The sequence below is a fragment of the Mucilaginibacter gossypii genome (genome assembly GCF_900100945.1).
Classification (GTDB): Bacteria; Bacteroidota; Bacteroidia; order Sphingobacteriales; family Sphingobacteriaceae; genus Mucilaginibacter; species Mucilaginibacter gossypii.
Genome location: NZ_FNCG01000002.1, coordinates 297,640 through 314,393 on the forward strand (window position 1 = coordinate 297,640; position 16,754 = coordinate 314,393).

Annotated in this window: 11 protein-coding genes; 2 read left to right on the forward strand and 9 right to left on the reverse strand. The window is 42.7% G+C overall.

Annotated features, from left to right (window positions below; genetic code table 11):
• Positions 1–25: 25 nt before the first annotated feature.
• Positions 26–6,568 carry an alpha-2-macroglobulin family protein gene (locus BLS28_RS04690; RefSeq protein ID WP_091163134.1) on the forward strand — a complete coding sequence of 2,181 codons (6,543 nt, stop codon included), beginning with the start codon at positions 26–28 and terminating at the stop codon, positions 6,566–6,568.
• A gap of 492 nt (positions 6,569–7,060) precedes the next feature.
• Here the strand turns inward: BLS28_RS04690 and BLS28_RS04695 are convergent, their stop codons facing one another.
• The 6 genes from BLS28_RS04695 to BLS28_RS04720 all read right to left on the reverse strand — a co-directional run bounded on the left by BLS28_RS04695 (position 7,061) and on the right by BLS28_RS04720 (position 13,631).
• Positions 7,061–7,615 (reverse strand): carboxymuconolactone decarboxylase family protein, encoded by a 555-nt coding sequence (locus BLS28_RS04695; protein WP_091163135.1) that lies wholly within the window; start codon positions 7,613–7,615, stop codon positions 7,061–7,063.
• A gap of 15 nt (positions 7,616–7,630) precedes the next feature.
• Positions 7,631–8,176, reverse strand: coding sequence for a carboxymuconolactone decarboxylase family protein (locus tag BLS28_RS04700; RefSeq protein WP_091163136.1), 546 nt, complete (start codon positions 8,174–8,176; stop codon positions 7,631–7,633).
• A 77-nt stretch (positions 8,177–8,253) separates the two neighbouring features.
• On the reverse strand, positions 8,254–9,528 hold the full coding sequence (locus BLS28_RS04705) for an MFS transporter (RefSeq protein ID WP_091163137.1): 1,275 nt from the start codon (positions 9,526–9,528) through the stop codon (positions 8,254–8,256).
• A 6-nt stretch (positions 9,529–9,534) separates the two neighbouring features.
• The gene (locus BLS28_RS04710) at positions 9,535–12,303 is read right to left on the reverse strand and encodes a TonB-dependent receptor (RefSeq protein ID WP_091163138.1); all 2,769 of its coding nucleotides are present in this window, start codon (positions 12,301–12,303) and stop codon (positions 9,535–9,537) included.
• A gap of 34 nt (positions 12,304–12,337) precedes the next feature.
• Positions 12,338–12,898: a carboxymuconolactone decarboxylase family protein gene (locus BLS28_RS04715; protein ID WP_091163139.1), complete on the reverse strand. Its 561-nt coding sequence runs from the start codon at positions 12,896–12,898 to the stop codon at positions 12,338–12,340.
• Between the two features lie 184 nt (positions 12,899–13,082).
• Positions 13,083–13,631, reverse strand: a complete 549-nt coding sequence (locus tag BLS28_RS04720) for a hypothetical protein (RefSeq protein ID WP_129571063.1) — start codon at positions 13,629–13,631, stop codon at positions 13,083–13,085.
• Positions 13,632–13,910: 279 nt separating this feature from the next.
• On the opposite strand from BLS28_RS04720, the gene BLS28_RS04725 reads away from it, so the two are divergent.
• The gene (locus BLS28_RS04725; protein WP_091163141.1) at positions 13,911–14,387 is read left to right on the forward strand and encodes an organic hydroperoxide resistance protein; all 477 of its coding nucleotides are present in this window, start codon (positions 13,911–13,913) and stop codon (positions 14,385–14,387) included.
• 101 nt (positions 14,388–14,488) lie between these two features.
• Here the strand turns inward: BLS28_RS04725 and BLS28_RS04730 are convergent, their stop codons facing one another.
• The 3 genes from BLS28_RS04730 to BLS28_RS04740 form a co-directional block, all read right to left on the reverse strand.
• A complete protein-coding gene (locus tag BLS28_RS04730; RefSeq protein WP_091163142.1) occupies positions 14,489–15,169 on the reverse strand; it encodes a metal-dependent hydrolase in 681 nt (226 codons plus the stop codon).
• 26 nt (positions 15,170–15,195) lie between these two features.
• Positions 15,196–15,618 (reverse strand): hypothetical protein, encoded by a 423-nt coding sequence (locus BLS28_RS04735; RefSeq protein WP_091163143.1) that lies wholly within the window; start codon positions 15,616–15,618, stop codon positions 15,196–15,198.
• A gap of 233 nt (positions 15,619–15,851) precedes the next feature.
• Entirely contained in the window at positions 15,852–16,652 is an 801-nt protein-coding gene (locus BLS28_RS04740) for a DUF1223 domain-containing protein (RefSeq protein WP_091163144.1), read from the reverse strand.
• Positions 16,653–16,754 lie beyond the last annotated feature (102 nt).

Sequence of the window (16,754 nt, forward strand, 5' to 3'; positions counted from 1 at the left end):
GTTAAAAAACGTTAAATTTTAACCTATGGATATTTTATATCTTGGTACGTCGTTTAAACATCAACCAAAACCATTATCCAGCATGTTACCACAACCTGCCAAAACCCTTGCCTGCTTGCTTATCTTAAGCTTAATTATTTCGATTAACCCGGTATCGGCACAAACTAAATATGACGTGCTCAATTTCCGGATCGATTCACTGGCAGCCGTAGGTTTGCCCAAATCAGCATTGAAGGAAGTTGATAAACTCGACAAACTGGCCCATGATGAAAAAAATGCCCCTCAGCAGGTACACGCGGTAATTTATAGAATGACTTTTCAATCATACATTGAGGAAGAAGCATTGGTGTCTATTATCGCCCGCTTAAAAGCTGATATTGATAAGGCGAAATTCCCCGTAAAGCCGGTGCTGCAATCAATGCTGGCCGAAATGTATTGGAATTATTACCGGGAAAACCAATACGAATACAGCCAGCGCAGCCACCTCGAAAAGCATAGTGACGACTATACCAAGTGGGACCTGCAAACTATTATTTCTGAAACAGCCAGGCAATACCAGCTTTCGCTTATGGATGCAAAAGAAGAGCAGTCCACGCCAATTGGTGTGCTTGACGGGGTTTTAGACGGTGATAAAAGTATCCGCTATCTGCGGCCTACGCTTTATGACCTGTTGGCACAACGGGCATTCGAATTTTTTTTAGCTGATGAGCCGGAAGTCATCAAACCTAAAATGGCTTTTTCGGTAAATGATCCGGCCTTTTTTGGTGATGCCCGTTCATTTGTCGAGATAAAGATCCATACTACCGATACCGCTTCGACATGGTACAAGGGTATTAAATTACTGCAGCAGATAACGGCCTTTCATTTGCATAAAAATAATGATGAAGCCCTTGCTGATCTTGAATTGCAGCGCCTGAAGTTCCTGCATGAAAAGTCTGCATTAAGTAATGCGGACTCATTATACTTTACAGCCTTAAAACAAATAGCCACAAGCTACGCCGCTAAGCCGATAAGCGCCGAGGCATTGGTGCTTATCGGTAGTTACTACAGCGGGATAGACAGTTTGGTAACTGCCCATAATTATTATAAAAAAGCTGCAGAATTATTTCCCAACAGTGTTGGCGGTAAAAACGCGGTGACTTACATCAGGGAATTAGAAAATGAAAATTTATCTGCCCAAATAGAAGAAGTATACGCCCCTGGCAAACCTTTGCTGGCCAGCTGGCAATATAAAAATGTTAAAGAGGCAAAATTTGCTATCTACAGTATTACCGATGTCCAAATTGAACAGTTAAAAAAAGATGGCAAACAGAGCGAAGATCAGGATTTAATGATCTCAAAACGGCTGTACAATTTTGTAAGTAAATTAAAACCTGTGGAAACCGGCGGATTTTCGTTACCCGGTCCGCATGATTACCGGAGCCATAGCACTGAATTTAAGATAAACCCGCTTAAGGCCGGTAATTACATCCTTGTGATTGATGATACATTGTTAAACAAATCTCCTTTAGCGGCTATGGCAAAATTTAGGGTAAGCGGTTTAGCTTATGTTACCAGGCAAAGGCCGGATGGGGTAAAGGAGGTCAGGGTGCTGGACCGTGATAGTGGAAAGCCTTTAAAAGGTGTAAAAGTTGATGTATACAATACCTATAATGATAAAGGGAAAATATTACGAAACGCTATTAGCAATGGCGTTTCGGACGCTGAAGGTGTGTTTACCTTTACCTGCAAAGGAGATTATTATAATGTAAACCTGTCAACAGCTAACGATAAATTTGCTGATCAGAATAGCTATGTATCGGGCTATCTCGAAACAAAACAACCTGCCGCCCAGCCTATTGAACGTACTATTTTATTTACCGACAGGCAGATCTATCGTCCGGGCCAAACCGTTTATTTTAAGGGCTTGCAGATAAGCACTTTGAATAACAAAAGCAGTATTGTGCCTAATGAGCAGGTTATAATTACCTTATTTGATGCCAACCGGCAAAAACAAAGCAGTCTTAATCTTAAAACTAATGAGTATGGCACAGTAACCGGCTCGTTTATTGTACCTCAGCAAGCGCTGGGCGGCATGATGTCTGTAACTACCGATCATGGATCGGCCTTGATTCGGGTTGAGGAATATAAGCGGCCTACCTTCCAGGTAGCGTTTTCGCCGGTTAAAGAAACTTACCGATTTAACGATTCCGTTCACATCAACGGAAAAGTTACTGCGTTTTCGGGATATGGCCTTTCAGGCGCTAAGGTAGCCTATCACGTAAAACGGGTTGCAGCGTTTCGGCCCTATTATGCAAAAGTAAGGGGCGATAATTTTACGGGGGATGACAATGTGGAAGTAACATCAGATACTATTAGAACGAATGATAATGGTGACTTCCAATTTACCTTTAAGGCTTCTGCCGGTAACGGACAACTTCAGGATATGTTTAATTATACCGTAACTGCCGATGTTACCGACGGAAGCGGCGAAACCCAATCGGCCAATACGGTTGTTAAGGTGAGCAATAATGTGCTTGACCTGGATCTGTCAGTACCTGAACAATTGTCGACAAAAGATAAAACCACTATCCCCGTAAAGCTTAGCAACATAAATGGGCAGCCGCAAAACGGCGTTTTAAATGTAAGGGTTTATTCACTAAACCAACCCGAGGGGGTATTTAAGAAGCGTTTGTGGGACGCTCCCGATCAATACCTGATGGGCGCCGATGAATACAAAAGGCTGTTTGAAGGTTATGCCTATAAACAGGAAGATAAACAGGATAATTGGCAAGTAAATAAAACAGTTATAGAAACCGATGTAAAGGTTACGGACACTACCAATAGCCAGCTTGATCTGGCAGCGTTAAAAAAGCAGCCAACCGGTGTTTATGAGCTGATTATTAATGCCAGGAGCAATAATGGCGACACCACATCGCAAACCTATTACATAAAAGTTCATACTGATCCGGCCAAAGCACCCGATATGGATAGCTGGGTAACGACTATCAATGATGAAGTAGGAAAAGCCGACGATACGGCTGAGTTTTGGCTGGGCGTGACGAGGGAAAGCAATATACTTGTTGAACAATATGAGGGCGCCAAGATGCTTTCGGCAAAATGGCTTACTGTTGGTGCAGATTATCAGCAAAGCTTAAAAATAGCTGTACCTGCAACCGCTAAAAATAATTTCGCGGTACAGTTTTTAATGCTGAACGATAACCGTCGGTATAGTTATTACAAGCAGATAAAAATAAAAGATACTGCCTCGGCCCTGAATATTCGATTACTTACTTTCAGAAATAAGCTGCAGCCTGGTGAAAAAGAGCAATGGAAATTACAGGTATCGGCACCCGGTAAAGAAAAAGAACAGGCCGAATTGCTGGCCGGCATGTATGATGCCTCGCTTGACGATGTTGCAACATCTCAAACCTGGAATAAACAATTATCGGTCTACGGTGGCAATGATCCCCAATATTTTAGCTGGCAGGCTTACGACGAATTTGTAAAGGCTACTGATACCTATGTTTTTAATAATCTCCAATATTATCGTCCACGCATAGTAAGTTTTGATTATGAAACCCTTAATTGGTTTGACTATAATTATTTCGGCGGCGATAATTATGGTTATAATACCTACATCGAATCGGTAAAGCAACATAAAACAGTATCGGCTAAAGATAAGCGGCTCGAGGGATTGTATCTTAAAAATTCGGCACTTGTAAAAAACGGCGTGATAGTAAGCGGTAGGGTTGTTAATGTGTTCAATTTGCCCATAACGGGTGTTAAAATCGCTATTAAAGGTACAAGTATCAGCACACAATCAAACTCATTAGGATTCTACAAAATCAAAGTACCGCGAAATGCTACATTAATATTTACCGGTAAATACCTGGTTGAAAAATATATGACACCTCCGGTAAACGGCTATTTACGAATGAGTTTAGAAAAATTAGACAAAATAAGAATTAACGGAAAAGATTATATGCGTATTGCTGATCCCGGTGTGAAATCTCAAATGGGAGAGCCTAACCAGTACATTAACATAGATGAGCCGGTAGGTAATAGCGATATGAAGGGGTTTGTAGAAAACGATAATAATATTGTGGGGGGGCTACGGGGAAAAGTACCCGGCATGCAGGTTGTTAACCGTTCTATGGGTTATTTTTCTAACGTACCATTGCGGGAAATACAGGCTAATGTTCCGAAATTTGATAAAGAACTATTATCTGTAGGTTATGGCTCCCTAAAACCAATCGCCACCCGCAAAAACTTTAATGAAACAGCTTTCTTTTACCCGCAACTCCGTACAGATGAAAAAGGAGAGGTATTGATTGAGTTCACCATGCCCGAGGCACTCACCAAATGGAAGTTCAGGGCTTTTGCACATGATAAACAGCTACAGCTTGGCTATACCGAGGCAGAAGTGGTTACACAAAAGCAATTGAGCATAACCGCCAATATGCCCCGCTTTTTACGTGAAGGTGATACGGTGGTCGTTTCCGCTCGGTTAGCTAATCTCGAAGGAGAACCATTAAAGGGACAAGTGGAGTTACGGCTCTTCAATGGCATTAATATGCAACCTGTAGAACTATTAACAAATAAAGATGATGCACAACAAAAGTTTGAGATCGGCGCTTCGGCAACTAAATCAATTTCTTTTAAACTGGTAATCCCGCCCGGGCTTGATGCACTTACTTATCGTTTAACAGCTGACGTGGGTAAATACACCGACGGTGAAGAAAATACTATCCCGGTATTGCCAAACCGCATGTTGGTTACCGAAAGTATGCCGATGATGGTGCGGGCTGGTCAAAGCAAAACGTTCAACTTTGATAAGCTGATCAATAACAGCAGCACTACGTTAAAAAGTAAAACCCTCACGCTGGAATACAGTCAAAATCCAGCCTGGAATGCTGTGCAGGCCATTCCTTATATGATGGAGTTTCCGTATGAGTGTTCGGAACAATTGTTTAGCCGTTATTATGCCAATAGCTTGTCGACAGATTTGATCAGTAAAATGCCGCTGATCAAGCAGGTATTTGATCAGTGGAAAAGTGGCGACAGTAAAGAATTGCTCTCCAATCTCGAAAAGAACCAGGAATTAAAAACCACACTGCTCGAAGAAACACCATGGCTGCAGGATGCCCTTAGCGAGTCGGAGCAAAAGAAAAGGATAGCCCAGCTTTTTGATCTCAATAAAATGAGCTACGAAATGAAGGCTAACTTGGATAAACTGAAACAAAAGCAATTACCGAACGGCGCTTTCCCCTGGTTTGGGGGCAATTATGCCGATGATTACATCACCCGCCATGTTTTGGAAGGAATAGGACAGCTTTATCATCTGAAGATAGCCACAGCTGATAATAAAATATTAAAAGAGATTGCCGGCAAAGCGCTTGGGTATATGGATGCCGGGCTGATAAAACAGGATAAAGAAGAGAAGAAACAAAAGGACTATCAAAAAAGAGAGATTGGTTACGATGAAGCCCATGCGTGGTACGTGCGGAGTTACTACACTGATAAGCAAATGGAACCGGCGTTAAAATCTATCTTCAATAATTATCTGAAACGAGCCGAAGATCAATGGGTAACGCGAAGCATTTATGAGCAGGGGATGATAGCCCTTACCATGGTGCGTAACGGCAAACCATTGGTTACAAAGGCCATCATTAAATCGTTGATGGAAACGGCACAAACTTCGGACGAAATGGGTATGTACTGGGGAAAAAACATGGTGGGTTATTACTGGCACCAGTCGCCAATTGAAACGCAAAGTTTAATGATAGAGTTGTTCACTGAGGCTGGTAATAACGCGAAAGCGGTTGAGGAAATGAAAATATGGCTTATGCGCAAAAAGCAAACCAATAACTGGAAAACCACCAAAGCGACTGCCGCTGCAGTGTATGCACTGCTATTAAAACAGGAAGACTGGCTGCAAGGTGGCGCTGCATCTGAAATTAAGCTGGATAATAAACCGCTCGCCAAATTAAAGCCGGATGTTAAAGCTGATGCCGGTACAGGCTACATAAAAACCAGCTGGATTGATGAGCAGGTAAAACCAGCATTGGGCAAGGTGGAGGTCAAAAATAACGGAAAATCCATCTGCTATGGTGCTATGTACTGGCAGTACCTGGAGCAAATGGATAAGATCAACCCGTCGCAAACGGATATCCATTTGGAGCGTAAGTACTTCATCAAAAAGCAAACAGATGCAGGCCCCGTATTGCAGGAGGTTGATGTAGCGCATCAGCCTAAAACCGGAGATTTGCTCAAAGTGGTGGTGTATTTAAAAGCCGGTCGTGATTATGAATATGTGCAGCTTAAGGATCTTCGCCCGGCAGGTACGGAGCCTGTAACGGCTTTATCGGAATATAAATACCAGGATGGTTTATCATATTATCAGGTATCTAAAGATGTAGCAACCAACTTTTTCATTAGTTATTTAAACAAAGGCAGCTACGTATTTGAATATGAATTGCGGGTAGCACAGCCTGGCAATTTTTCAACGGGGATTACCAGTATCCAATGCATGTATGCGCCGGAGTTTAATGCGCATAGTGAGGGGAGCAGGGTGGTGTTTAAATAGAAGTTTTTTTTAAGCTTTTTGTCGTTTCGATAGAGCTTGGGGGAATGAGTATAGGGGCAAAAGAGAAATCTTATGAGCCCGGCTGAGCGGTTTTGCAAAGTCCGCTTAGCAGGGTGTATAAGATTTCTCCCTGCGGTCGATGACAAGGGATACGCGAAAAAAACAGTTAGATGAATTGAAAATTAGCTGATAATATTATACAAAAGGGGGGTAACACTTTTTTTGTATAAAAAACGATTAATTATCTGATTGTTAAATATATATGTAAGTGTTAGCCCTGAATTCTGTTAACCCTGTTAACCCCCTTTGTTAGTAAATCCAACTCAAACTCTATATCACTTATTAACTGAATAAGAAAAAAAATGAGGCTAATCCTGATTTGCGGTACAGCTTCATAGTATATTCGATTCAAAGGATAGAGCAGCGTTTAATAACAAAAAAACAGCCCGAAGTTAAAAACTCCGAGCTGTGGGCGTGATAAAGCAGTAGGTATTAAGCTTTTTTAAAAATGCTTGATATATAACCAACTTCGGCACGTTCAGGTGCCCGGTCGATATAGATCTGACGGTCTCGCGGTGCCCAGGTTCCCAATCCATCAACATAGCGGTTGAACATACAAAATGCAGCCGCAATCAATACCGTATCGTGGATCTCCTTATCATCGGCGCCTTCTGCACGGGCGGCCTCAATCTGATCGGTGGTTACGTGTTTCCCACCTTTTTGTACGCTGCCGGCAATAGCTAATAGTGCTTTGATCTTTGGTGAAAGATCAGCCGTAGAAAAATTAGCTTTGATAGCATCTATCTCGTCAATATTGCAGCCAAGGTAGTGCCCGGCTACAGCGCCGTGCACATTCTGGCAAAAAAAACAATCGTTAAGGTAGGATACATAGGTTGCAATCAGCTCCCTTTCGCCACGCGATAATGAATTGTTATCATCACGAAGTAATTGCTCGGCAAGGGCATTCAACGGGGCCTCTGTTTCCGGACTATAAAACATCAACCCACGAATGCCGGGCAGATCGTTATTTAATTCTATATGTGCCATATCTGTCAGGTTAAATTAATGCTGTGGTTGTGGTAATACGTAACCTTTAGCCATACGTTTTCCCATTTCGACGTAAGCTTCTGGATCGGTAGGGGTAAGGCTGGCAAGCCCGTCAACATAGCGGTTAAACATACTGAACGCAGCTGCTATCAATACCGCGTCGTGGATCTCACGGTCGGTAGCTCCTTCTGCGTGTGCGGCGTCAACGTCTTCCTGTTTTACTTCTTTTCCTAATATCTGCACTTTACCGGCAATATTCAGCAAAGCTTTTAGTTTGTTGCTGATGGGGGCTTCGGTCATATCGCGCAGCACTTCGTCAACAATAAGGGCGTCATCTTCATAAAGGCAACGGGCGGCAGCGGCATGACTGCTGTAGCAAAATGTGCAGTTGTTACGATATGATACATAAGTGGCTATCAACTCACGGTCGGCCGGACTTAAGGTTGATTCTCCGCGTAATAACACTTCGGCCAGTTCATACAAATACTGACCGGTTTCGGGCCTGAACATTACCAGCGAACGGATGCCCGGAACGCCTTCGGGTACATTGATGTGTGCCATATTTTTAATTAGTGAATTAGTGAGTTATTGAATTAGTGATTTTTTTAATTTTCTTCTAAGCTTTCGGCTTTAAGCCTTCAGCTTTTTGCTTTTTCCTCGCCTTCGGCTTTCTCCCGTACAAATAATACTACCAGTAAGCCAATTATAAATACCAGTGAAAAGATGAATAAAGCGTTACCGTAGCCACCCAGGGTTGATACCAGTACCCCTACAAATAAAACCGCAGTAGCTGTAAATATTCGCCCGATGTTGAAGCAAAAGCCAGTTGCAGTTGCTTTGATGCCGGTTGAAAATAATTGTGGAATATAGGCTGATAATACGCCCTGGCTCGCCCCGAAAAATAGCGCCAGTATGATGATCTCGATGTAAACTGCTGCACTGAACGTGGTATTGGTTTTAAACAGGATAAATGACATACCCGCGCAAACCGCGAAACAGATCACCATGGAGCGCCTTATAGATAACAGGTTAACAAGCCATCCTGAAAAGAAACCACCGGTTAACCCACCCATACCCATACACATCATGCTCAGGCCGCGTTCTTTTGCGGCATCATGGTCGGTAATCAGGCTTTGCACCCAGGTAGGTAGCCACGAAAATATGGCCCATAAACCTATCAGCATTGTACCGAAGGTTAAGGAGCCAACAATAAGCTCGCGGCGATGGCTTTTAGAGAGGAGCTTGTTCAAGGGATTTTCGCGGTTGACGATATCGTTACGGTAGTTGAGCCAGTTTTCAGATTCATTCAAAACCAGAGCGCCTATCAATGCCAGTGCAAGAGGGATCGCCCCGACAAAAAAGCCCGACCGCCATGATGATACAATAAAGTTGATTAGCCCTGCAGAGAAAATACCTATCGGGAAAGCTATGGAAAGAATGCCTATGATCACTGCTTTGCTTTTGGCCGGCCAGACTTCGCTCACCAGCGTTATGGATGTTACCAAAACGCCGCCTACGCCAAAACCGCTGAAAAAGCGGCAACACAGCACGCCCCACCAGGTTGGCATTAACCCGGTTAAAATGGTAAATACGCCATAGCTGCCAATGGCGAGCAGCAGGGCTTTTTTCCGACCCATTTTATCGCTGATTACCCCCCAGGTAAACCCACCAAAGGCCCAGCCGAATATAAAAATGGCATTGATATACCCGCTGATGGCGTTGATTTCATTGGCCGGAACGGCACCCTGTAGATCCTTTACCACAACAGGCAGGTAAACCGACATCAGCGTGGAAACCGAACCGCCCAGGGCAGTACTAAAAAAACAGATCACAAACAGCACCACCCTATAGGCGGCACTGAGGTTTGTTTGAGGTTTTACAAGCTGCTGTTCTTCAATTGCTAAAGTGCTCATGTTGTTCTATTTTAAAAGGTCATCAAATACTATTGAAACATAATAAATGGCGCCAATTGCCGGCGAACCATACGATTGGTAAATGCGGTTGTTGAAGATATTGCTGCCTCCCAGTTTAACGGTTGATTTAAGTTTTGGCAGTTTTTTGCTGAACTGCAGATCAACAACTGAATAGGCATCTACACGGCCCGGACGGGTGCCGTTGAATGTACCATACCAGTCGTAAGCAGTTTGCCAGTGCCATGCCGCGTTAAAACCGAAATCATTGATTACGTTGCTGTTGCCAAACGTAGCGTTAGTGCTCCATTTTGGTGTATTGAAAGCCGCAATATTGTTAGGATTAGCGTTGCGAAGGTTAAACACCGATAAAGTTGCGTTACCACCTAAAGCGTAACCGCCATTAAGCAGATAGGTCAACCCCGCGCTTGCTCCTTGTGCCGATACTTTATCAGGTGCGTTAGTATACAACTGAAACGCGTGTACTTTACCATTGGGAATGTCAGTTGCTGAAGCGGTTGTAACCTGGCCATCAGAACCAAGAATTGGGTTGCTCGGCTGGATAACCACGGTATTCAGGATAAAGTTGGTGTAGCTGCTGTAATAGTAGTTTACATCAATCAATAATTTATCCATCATCAAGCCTTTGTAGCCCAGCTCAAACGCTTTCTGTTGCTCTGGTTTGATATACGCTACACTTGCTTTTTGTAGGAGGCTCTTATTTTGTTCAATAGCTTGCGGAAATGGTGTCCCACTTTGTACCGCTTTGCCAAACGCTGCACCAAAGGCACTTACCGATGATGAAGTGAACGAGTTTTCATAAACGTTTAAGCCCTTGCTGTTATTAGGCGCGCCACCCAAAATAGTGATAGGGCCTACGTTAAGGTGGATAAACTGATCAACCGGGGTTGGGTTCCTGAAACCGGTTTGATATGATGCCCTGAAGTTTGAGGTTTTATCAACCGTATAAACTGCCGAAACACGAGGAGTGAAGCTGCCTTTAAAGTTTTCGTTTTTATCATAACGGATAGAAGCTGTTAGTTTCAGGTTGTCATCAAACAGTTTTTTGCCGGCTTGTAAAAATGAGCCGTACTCTTTAATGGTTACACGATTTACCTTATCATCAAACAAACTGCCATTGGTAAACATCCTGTAATCGCGGAAACTGCCGCCTGCCAAAAGCTCAAACACTTTTATGGCGCTGGTAAAATCATACTGGCCTTCGGCATGGTAAAATTTACTGTTACTGAAAACACCTGCGCCACTTAATCCATAATTATGAATTGATGCATTCTTAGCATTGTTAAATTCTGTTGTACCCGGTAAAAAGCGACCCTGGTCGGCAAAAGTCCTTGCGGCGGAATTGCTGTTTGGTGTAACGCCACTTACCGAACCGTTAAATGCTGCGGCATAGCGGGTAAACCAGGTATCATCGGCTTTATCAGGTGTTACGGTGTTGCCATTAAGGTCTTTTACCCAATCGCGGTTAATGAACTGAGCCAGTGAGCGGGTATTGTATGAGTCGTGTGAATTTTCTTCAACCGAGTAGCCGCGAACGAAGAAGTTGCTGCCTTTTAACTCAATCCTGTGTGTTTGCAAAACAAAGTTATTCAGGTCGAAACGGCTGCTGCCTGTATAGCTTGCAGTACCGCGACCGTAGTTGTATTGGTAGATTGCCTCCAGATTATTGTTGAAGCGGTATTGTAATGCGCCGTTAAGTTTAAGGCTGTAAACGTTGTAGTTCATTAGGTCTTTTTCTTCATAACCAGTTCTGGAAACAAGGCCAATTCCCGGTAAGGTTTTTGTAACCTCATCTCCATAAATGTTAAGTGCATCGCGGCCAGGGTTATTGGGGCCGCGCTGAGCGGCTGGAGTTGATGCGCTTACGTCGGTATAGTTATCGGCATACCAGTCGCGCCCGGTAAGGTATGAGGCGTTGATTTTAAACGCGAATTTATCATTGAATGCTTTGGCATAACGGGCTGCAAAGTCATATAAGCCCTGCGGCTTAACAACCGATTCGCCAAAGTGGTTGAGACCGCTTTTTACCTGTACGGTTAATCCCTGGTATTTAAACGGATCTTTGGTTTTAAGCGAAAGTAAGCCGTTAAAAGCTACCGGACCATACAATGCCGAAGCCGCGCCCGGAATAACTTCCACACTTTCGATATCAATATCCGAAGCGCCAAAAAGGTTACCTACCGAAAAGTTTAAACCGGGGGTTTGATTATCCACACCATCAACCAGTTGTAAAAAACGGCTGTTACCTGTGCTGTTAAAGCCGCGTGTGTTGATCTGTTTGTAGGTTAAACTGCTGGTAACGGCTTCGAGGCCTTTCAGGCTCTGTAATCCATCGTAAAATGTGAATGAAGGGTTTTCCTTAATGGCCTTAAGGCTCATTTTTTCGATACTTACCGGCGATTGTAAAATGCTTTGGTTGATACGGGTAGCCGATGATACCACCTCATTAAGCACAATTGCCTTTTGTATTAGCTTGACGCTGATATTGTTATTGGCAGATGTTATCTGGCTTTCCTGCACTTCAAAGCCTACTGCCGATATAATGATAGTAAAGGGCAGCTTCAATTTATTGGCATTTAAAGTATAGTTACCCTTTGAATCAGTAGTGGTGCCTGTAAGTTTTCCTTTAACAGCGATACTTGCGCCGGATACAGGTTTGCCTGTAGCTGCATCGGTAATGTTGCCCGTTATTTTAATGTCCTGTGCAAACAGGTTTATTGAGCTGAGCAGTAATATGATGAATAAAAGTTTTTTCATTGTGATTGGGTTTTACTTCAAATGAGGATTAGGGTTATTTTTTTAAATGATCATAGCCTTGTGGCAGGCGGGTATAGCCATGGTTTACTAATCGCTCGGCCAGTATGTTGTAATAGCCGGCATCAGCAGGTAAGGCTGTGGCCAATCCGTCAACATAGCGGTTGTAATAGCAAAACAGGGCAGCTATGAGCACGGTATCATGGATCTCGATATCGGTAGCTCCGGCAGCTTTGGCACGGTCGATGGCTTCGGTAGTTACATTCCGGCCATTTTGGGCAGTTAGCTTTGCAATGGTAAGCAAAGCTTTCATTTTTTCGGTAACCGGGGCAGTTTCAATGTTTTCCTTTACTTTTTGCGCTGTTTCAGCTTCACCTGCAAGTAGGTCGGCCGCGGCGGTGTGAGCGGTAGTGCAAAAGGTGCATTGGTTGTTGTGTGATACCACTGTGGCGATCAGCTCACGATCGGCTTCAGACAAGGTTGATGGCCCGCGCAATAAAAACTGTGTAAGGTTACGGATAGGTTGTGCCGCTTCTTTGGCATACTCCAGCAGGCCGGTAATGCCCGGCAAATGGCTTTCAAGTGTAATGTAAGGCATTTTAATAAATTGAATGTTTATAGGTTGGGAGAGGATGTATCGTCTGGAGATTACTAATCTTATCGATATGTTGTTATTTTCATAACTCTTGAGCCACGAATAAACTATCGACAGAAATAAATAATAACACAGCGGTAGAGTGGCACAGCCGCTACCCTAAGAAATGAACTAAAACAGGAGAAGATTAACAAACGGCCTTTGGCGGTTGCTCGGGGATATCCTGGTGAGCAGGAATTAACTGTTGAACTATGTGAGCAACAATTTGTTGAGTATATTTTATAGGGCAGCCAAACTCAAAATGTACAAAAGTGAAATTGAGGTTATCCTGCATAATTATTTTACCAAAGGGTACATGCTCCTTTTGCGGTACCGGGTTTTCTTTTATATCCTTTGCGTTAATAATGTTTTTATCGGCCAGCTGGGTGGTTTCGTAGTTTGGGATGCACATCAAATAAATTGCGCGACTGGTTACGCGCATTTTTTGATAATTGTAGCTGTTGTTGCCAAACCGGATCTGCCCATGAATATTTTCGTAGTTTTTCCAGTCGGTTATGCCAGGCATGTTTACCGGGATTACTACCTCGGTAAGGTCTTTCACATTGTAAAAGCCTTTGGCAGTTTGTTCGGCAAAGTATTTATTGCTTTTGTAAACCATGAACTGATGCAATGCCAGTTGCCCGCCTATATTAAGCAGGTGAAAACCGAGCAGCATTAGGGCAATAAACTTCTTCAATTGGTTTACGAACAATGAGTGGCTTAAAATTGCTGTTTATAAACGCAGTATCCAAATTTATTTAGAATAATTACGCGTAATGTGTAGCTGGTTTTCTTATTCTTTACCGGTTGTGATTAAAAGTTTCAATAGCTCTCGTACTGGTTGAACTTTCGGCTTAAAGAATGTCTTGTTCACGACATGGCTTGTCCGGTTCACATAGTTAGTGATAGGGCACCGGGCGATATCAGGGTATCTTTGAGCATACAAAAAACAAAAATTAATTAAATAAATAACACAATGGAAACTATTGAAGAATCAGGTATCAACAAGATCAAGGTTATCGAAGATATCTCACCTAATAAAATCGACAAAGTATTATATACAGGTAAAGTTCGTACCGTTGGCGGTCGCGACGGTGGTTCATCTGTTAGTACCGATGGCCAGTTGGATATCAAACATTCAACTCCCGGAACCCCTAAACCAGGCACTAACCCCGAGCAATTATTTGCAGCAGGCTGGTCAGCATGTTTTGAAGGTGCCATCGGTATTGCTGCTGCTAAAAAACGGATTGCCCTTCCTGCCGAACTGGCTATTGATGCAGAAGTGGATTTGGGTATTACCTCAGGTGCATACTTCCTGCAAGCCCGTTTAAATGTAAGTTTGCCAGGTTTGGATGTTGAAGTAGCCAAAGCATTGATTGAAGAAGCACACCAAACATGTCCTTATTCAAAATTGACTTACGGTAATATCAATGTTGAGATCAATTTAGTATAATTCGCCCCCTTCCGTCCCCCTAAAGGGGGTACTTTAAAAGCAACAAAGATGCCTTCCCAATTTAATTAGGAAGGCATCTTTGTATTCAAGAAAACTAAAGTTTAAATTTCTATACTCTCGCCAATACCCGGTAAAAATAATTTTAATCCGGCTTTTTCAAACTCACTAACAGCTTCGTCTTTATCTATTTTAATAAAGCCAAAGGTATCATAATGAACTCCCAAAACTTTATTGGCCTTAACAAGCTTTGCCGCTTCAATGGCATCTTCAACGCCCATCGTTAACATGTCCCCGATAGGAAAAACCGCGAAATCGAGATCAACCCATTTGGCCACCAGTTCCATATCTAAGGTGAGACCGGTATCGCCGCTGTAATACAGATTGCCATCATCAGTCGTTAATGCATAACCACAGGCTACACCGGCATAGCTACCATCTGGAAAGCTGGCAGAGTGTTGGGCAATGAATGATTTTGCAGTACCGAAATCAAAAGTCACCTTGCCGCCAGGGTTTAAAGGATGCACATTTTTAACGCCTTTTTTGCTGAAGTAATCATACACCTCATAAATACCCACAACCATAGCGCCTGTACGGTTGGCTATAGTTTCTACATCCAAAATATGATCGTAATGCCCGTGCGATACAAAAATGTAATCAGCTTTAATTTCATCAATGTTAATTTCTTTTGCCAATTCGTTACCTGTAATAAAGGGATCAAACAAAATGTGTTTACCTCCGGCTACTACCGAGAAGCATGAGTGACCGTAATAGTTGAGTTTCATTGGTTTGTTTTTTATGTTAATGATGATTAGTTTAAGAGCGGAGTTAAGGCGTTTAAGACAGGCATTGGCAATAGCTTAAAATGATCGTAGGCTGCGTAGGTAAATTTACCTGTTATATTGTTTATTTTAGGATGTAGAAATGTCATCTTTTTTGACATGATAGTATCAGCCGGGGAATAAGCTGAGTACGAATCAGTTTTTTTGTTAAAGCCGGTAAGAAGCGTGCTTCCCGCTTGATTTTGTTTACTGGTATTAGCACCCGGCAACCTGAATTCCGGCGATAATTGTGAAGCATCAAAGCGGCCTATTTCAGATGAATAGTTGCGTCCACTCGCTGGCAGGTTTATTTTAAAAGTAAATGCCCGCTCGGTACAATTTAGTTCGTTTGCCTGGGCATAAACCCCAATGCTTAAAAATGTTGCTATGGCAATTAGCAGTAATGTTTTCATGATAGTATTTATTAAAAACAGGATCGGCCCTGCGAAGGGCCGATCCTGTTTATGTTAGATTTAGTTATTTTCCACCGGTTTTTTTCTCTTTCCCGGAACGCAGATCAATTCACAATCCTGCGGGTTACGTTCAAACGGTGCCCTTGTCAGGAATGATAAAGAGAACAGTGACAAGAATCCCATTAATAACCGGCCTTGTTTCAACTTGCTCATGATTTTTGAATTTATAGTTGTTATATTTTGGCTACAGCTTCATTGGTTAAAACTGCTTTTGTTGCGGTTAAAACCTCACCATTATCTTTGTTTTGTATAAAGCCTACTACTTCCCATTCTTGCTGGTTAAATTCTTTAGGAACGCTAATAATGGTTTGGCTTGTTTTTACCTGGCTTAGGGCAACTGTTTTTAAGTCGCGTACAATTTGGGCGTGTGATAAGGTTCTGCCTTCGTTTTCGCCGCGGGCAACTTTGCTGATGGCTGTTTTTTGTACAATGGCTATCAGCAATTGTTGGTTATCAGTGTTGCCCGATAGTTCGTAATTTACAGCAAGCTTATCGCCGGTTTGTTGTGCTTTTAAGGAAACCTGAGCGGCTTGTGTGGTTGTTAGTGCATTCGAAATCGCTTCACGAAGTGCCGGCTCATCCGAGCCAACCATCTCAGTTTTACCATTAACTATAACTTGGGGTGTATAAACCTGGGCATTTAAATGGTAGCTATATTCTTTTTGGCGTTTTGAAAACATGGCATTGCTGAATGCATCTTTCCAGCCGAGGTTATTCCAATAGTCCACATGGTAAGCCAATATGTAAACGGGTTTGTCCTCTGAGTCTTTTTGGATCCTCGCCAGCAATTCATCAGCAGGAGGACAACTTGAACATCCCTCTGAAGTAAACAATTCTACCAAAGCAAAACCTTTTTCGGGAGTAGCGGCGTTTTCAGTTTTAGGGGCATTTATTTTACGATTAGCGTAAGCTGCTGTAGCGAGTGCCAGTGCCACGGTACCAACGCAAAAGCTAAAAATTTTTAAGGTTTTCATATTTCTTGATTTTTTATTTACTTCAAAATTATACCCTAAATAGCCGCAGAAACAGCATAAAAAAGCCCAACCAGACATATCTACAGTTCAGTTGGGCATTTG

Excerpts from the sequence above, each read along its gene's own strand:
- BLS28_RS04705 (WP_091163137.1), bottom strand. The coding sequence starts at position 9,528 with ATGAGCACTTTAGCAATTGAAGAACAGCAGCTTGTAAAACCTCAAACA.
- BLS28_RS04710 (WP_091163138.1), bottom strand. The coding sequence starts at position 12,303 with ATGAAAAAACTTTTATTCATCATATTACTGCTCAGCTCAATAAACCTG.
- BLS28_RS04735 (WP_091163143.1), bottom strand. The coding sequence starts at position 15,618 with ATGAAAACATTACTGCTAATTGCCATAGCAACATTTTTAAGCATTGGG.
- BLS28_RS04700 (WP_091163136.1), bottom strand. The coding sequence starts at position 8,176 with ATGGCACACATCAATGTACCCGAAGGCGTTCCGGGCATCCGTTCGCTG.
- BLS28_RS04715 (WP_091163139.1), bottom strand. The coding sequence starts at position 12,898 with ATGCCTTACATTACACTTGAAAGCCATTTGCCGGGCATTACCGGCCTG.
- BLS28_RS04690 (WP_091163134.1), top strand. The coding sequence starts at position 26 with ATGGATATTTTATATCTTGGTACGTCGTTTAAACATCAACCAAAACCA.
- BLS28_RS04725 (WP_091163141.1), top strand. The coding sequence starts at position 13,911 with ATGGAAACTATTGAAGAATCAGGTATCAACAAGATCAAGGTTATCGAA.
- BLS28_RS04740 (WP_091163144.1), bottom strand. The coding sequence starts at position 16,652 with ATGAAAACCTTAAAAATTTTTAGCTTTTGCGTTGGTACCGTGGCACTG.
- BLS28_RS04730 (WP_091163142.1), bottom strand. The coding sequence starts at position 15,169 with ATGAAACTCAACTATTACGGTCACTCATGCTTCTCGGTAGTAGCCGGA.
- BLS28_RS04695 (WP_091163135.1), bottom strand. The coding sequence starts at position 7,615 with ATGGCACATATAGAATTAAATAACGATCTGCCCGGCATTCGTGGGTTG.